A 3049-nucleotide genomic window follows, 5' to 3' on the forward strand; every position below is an offset into this window, starting at 1 on the left:
CTGACCCGTTCTACCAATAAAACCCCGCCAAACCGCCCGGATAATCCGCCGTCCCAAACCCCACAAAAAACCCCCCCCACACCTAATATAACCCCCACCCCCCCCCCCCCCCCTGCCCCCCGCGCGTCTTGTGGGTTCGGATCAGGCGTCAGCCCTTGCCGAAGCCCTTGGTGTCGGTGTTCTTCGTGAGGTTCGCAGCGGTCTGCTGACCCTGGTTCTGCTCGGCGGGCTGCGCCGGGGTCTGGGTCTGGTTGACAGCCTGGCCCGCCGGGGCCAGACCGCCGAAGGCCTGCGCCGCGGTCTGGGCGTCCTTCTGGGTCTGGAGCTGGTTCGCCACCTGCTGGGCAGCGGCCAGACGGTCGTCCAGCGTGGCGCCGGTCATGATGCGGCTGTGTTGCTGGCTCAGCTGCGACAGATCCTGCGTCGTCACACCCGGCATGTTCCCGTCGAACCGCGCCATGGCGATGGTCGCGCGGGCACCTTCGGAGGCCCGCGTCACGCGGCCCTTCTGAGCGTCGAGCCAGCGCCCTGCCCGGTCGCGCAGATCGCGGCCGGCGTCCATCGCCCGGCCGCCGAACTCGGTAGCCTTGTTGACCTGCCGGTCGGTGAACGCGGCGGCGCGGTCGACCTGCTGGCCGCCCCATTCCTTGCCGGCCTGGATACCGCGGCCGGTCGCTTCGACGCCGGCACGGTAGGCGCCTGCGGCCTGCTGGCCGAACTCCGCCGCGCGGTCGATCTGCCGGTCGGTGAACGCTGCGGCGCGGTCGGCCTGCCGGCCGCCGAACTCCGTGGCGCGGTCGATCTGCCGACCGGCGAATTCACGCCCGGCCTGAGCTGTCTGGCCAGCCCACTCGCGCCCGGCCTGCAAGCCCTCGCGGCCGGTCTGGATCTGCTGGCTACCCCATTCACGACCGGCCTGGACCTGCCGGTCGGCCCACTCACGCCCGGCGTTCAGGTACTGACCGGCCTGGCTCTGGAGCTGCTCGGCCATTTCGTTCAGGCGCATCGACTCCCGGATGTAGAGCACCTGGACCCGGGTGGTGGCGTTCGAGACCTTCTCGTGCACCTTGTCCTTGAGCGGCACCTTCTGGGCCTGCTGGATGAGTCGGTCGAGCTCGTTCTTCTGCAACGCGGCCAGAGCACCCAGGTTCTCCAGGCTCCCCTTTGGCTGTTCCGACAGCCAGTTGAGAGTCTCGGTCCAGGTGCGTTGTGGCTGCGGGCCCTCGGTGGGCTGCGACATGTCTCGATCTCCTAGTCGATGTAGACCGCGTAGGTGACGCCCACCGCTTCGGTCAGCGGTTCCCGCGTCGGCTTGCTGCTGAACAGGTGGAACTGTGCGCCCGGGCGGACCCAGGCGGCCAGGTGACGCTTGTCGACGCCCGCACCGGGACGCCACTCGTCGAGGAAGTGCCGGCTGCTGTCGTCGCCCACGTAGTCCGGCTCACCGAGGTACTTGCGGGCCAGGTCGAGCATCGCGGGCCAGTTCTCGTCGAGTCCGGCCTCGGCCGCCGGGATGTCGTCGGGGCTGATCTCGTACGCCGACCAGCCACTGTTGCGGGCATCGGCGAACGCGAGTCCGGGGAAGACCACGATGGTGCTGCCGCGCTTCGTGGTGAAGCCCCACGAGGCGAGCACGTTGTCGATCGGCTCTCCGGGCTTGAGCGGCCACGGGGTCCACTCGGTGGCCGACATGACCCGCTGCACGATCGCCCTGACCACCTCGGGCCCGGTGTCGTCGTTGTCCGGCCCGGCGATCGGTCGCCAGTCAGCGATCTCGGCGAGGTCGGCGATGGCGGCCTCGTCCTCGTCGAGGGGCCTGTCCTGCGTTTTCATTCCGGGCTGGTTCCTTCCGTCTGTGCCTCAAGCCGTCGTTCGAAACGGTACGGCGATTTCGGGGTCACGGTGTGGGGCGATTCCGGACCTGTGGATAACTCGGTGAGCTGGGGTTTTCAGCGGCCCTGGCTGGGCGTGCCGGGGCTGTTGCGGCCGGGGCCGCGGTGTTGGGTCTGGCCTCCGATCGTCGGCCTGGCGCCGGCGTCACCGGTGGAGCGGGACTGTCCTGGCGACGGCGGCATGCCGGCGCGGAACATCGGGTCCTGGGCCACGCTCGGACGTGGGCCGGTGCCGGCCGCGGCCCGTGCGTGGGCGAGGTCAGTGAGCGACGCCTCTGAGACGCTGCCGCTGGGTGTCGGGGTTCCGACATTCGCGAATCTCAGGTCCCGCTGGCCCTCTCGGGCTCGGTGCACGTCACTTCTGCGGACGTCTGTGCTCATGTCCCCTCCTCGGCGAGGTAGACCGTGTAGTTGATTCCGACAGACACCGACAGCGGTCTCGCGGTCGGTTTGTTGCTGTACAGGTGGATCTCCGCGCCCGGCGGCGTCCAGACCGCCAGGTGCCGTCGGTCGATGCCGGCACCGGGCGCCCAGTCGTCGACGAATCCGGCCTTGCTCTCCACTCCGACGTACGAAGGCTGTCCCCAGTGCCGGCAAGCGAGGTCGAATTTCTCCGGCCAGTGCTCGTCCAGCCCGGCGGCCGCGGCATCGACGTCGGCGGGCTCGATCGCGAACGCGACCCAGCCGCTGAACGGGCTGTGCGGCAGCACCTGGTCGTCGTACACCGCCAGCTCGGTGTTGCGGCGGGTCAGGAACCCCCAGCCGTCGAGCTGGTCGTCGATGACGGTGCGGCGGTTGATCGGCCACGGCTTCCAGTTGGTCGCCGACTTCACCCGTCGGATCAGTCGCCGGACCGGCACGGAGCCGGTCGCACCTGCCTGAGGTCCGCCGAGGCGTCGCCAGTCGCGGACGTCGGCGATGTCCGCCATCGCCCGGTCGTCGTCGTCCAATGGCCGGTCCAGTGTCTTCATCCGTGGGCAAGTCCCTGTCGTCCGGTTTGTCACACTCTGCTGTCGAAACTAAGACCCCGCAGGGGTCAGACGGCGGTCCGCTGCGTGTACGACATGCGAACAGCCCCCCGGGGGAGCCGGCCACGCCGGGCTGGCGGGTGGTCAACACAGGGGGGGGCGCCTCTAGGGTAGCGGCGGGGGCACAGA

General features: G+C 69.5%; 4 protein-coding genes. All 4 read right to left on the reverse strand.

Features of this window, described 5'->3' with window-relative positions; genetic code table 11:
- Positions 1-148: 148 nt before the first annotated feature.
- The 4 genes from ACWGID_RS23285 to ACWGID_RS23300 all read right to left on the reverse strand — a co-directional run bounded on the left by ACWGID_RS23285 (position 149) and on the right by ACWGID_RS23300 (position 2863).
- Entirely contained in the window at positions 149-1240 is a 1092-nt protein-coding gene (locus tag ACWGID_RS23285) for a hypothetical protein (RefSeq protein ID WP_452199729.1), read from the reverse strand.
- 11 nt (positions 1241-1251) lie between these two features.
- Positions 1252-1833 carry a hypothetical protein gene (locus ACWGID_RS23290; RefSeq protein ID WP_452199731.1) on the reverse strand — a complete coding sequence of 194 codons (582 nt, stop codon included), beginning with the start codon at positions 1831-1833 and terminating at the stop codon, positions 1252-1254.
- A gap of 116 nt (positions 1834-1949) precedes the next feature.
- Positions 1950-2273, reverse strand: a complete 324-nt coding sequence (locus ACWGID_RS23295; RefSeq protein ID WP_452199732.1) for a hypothetical protein — start codon at positions 2271-2273, stop codon at positions 1950-1952.
- Entirely contained in the window at positions 2270-2863 is a 594-nt protein-coding gene (locus tag ACWGID_RS23300; protein WP_452199734.1) for a hypothetical protein, read from the reverse strand. Before ACWGID_RS23300 ends, ACWGID_RS23295 begins: the two co-directional genes overlap by 4 nt.
- Positions 2864-3049 lie beyond the last annotated feature (186 nt).

The sequence above is a fragment of the Kribbella sp. NPDC054772 genome (genome assembly GCF_053611945.1).

Excerpts from the sequence above, each read along its gene's own strand:
- ACWGID_RS23290 (WP_452199731.1), bottom strand. The coding sequence starts at position 1,833 with ATGAAAACGCAGGACAGGCCCCTCGACGAGGACGAGGCCGCCATCGCC.
- ACWGID_RS23300 (WP_452199734.1), bottom strand. The coding sequence starts at position 2,863 with ATGAAGACACTGGACCGGCCATTGGACGACGACGACCGGGCGATGGCG.
- ACWGID_RS23285 (WP_452199729.1), bottom strand. The coding sequence starts at position 1,240 with ATGTCGCAGCCCACCGAGGGCCCGCAGCCACAACGCACCTGGACCGAG.
- ACWGID_RS23295 (WP_452199732.1), bottom strand. The coding sequence starts at position 2,273 with ATGAGCACAGACGTCCGCAGAAGTGACGTGCACCGAGCCCGAGAGGGC.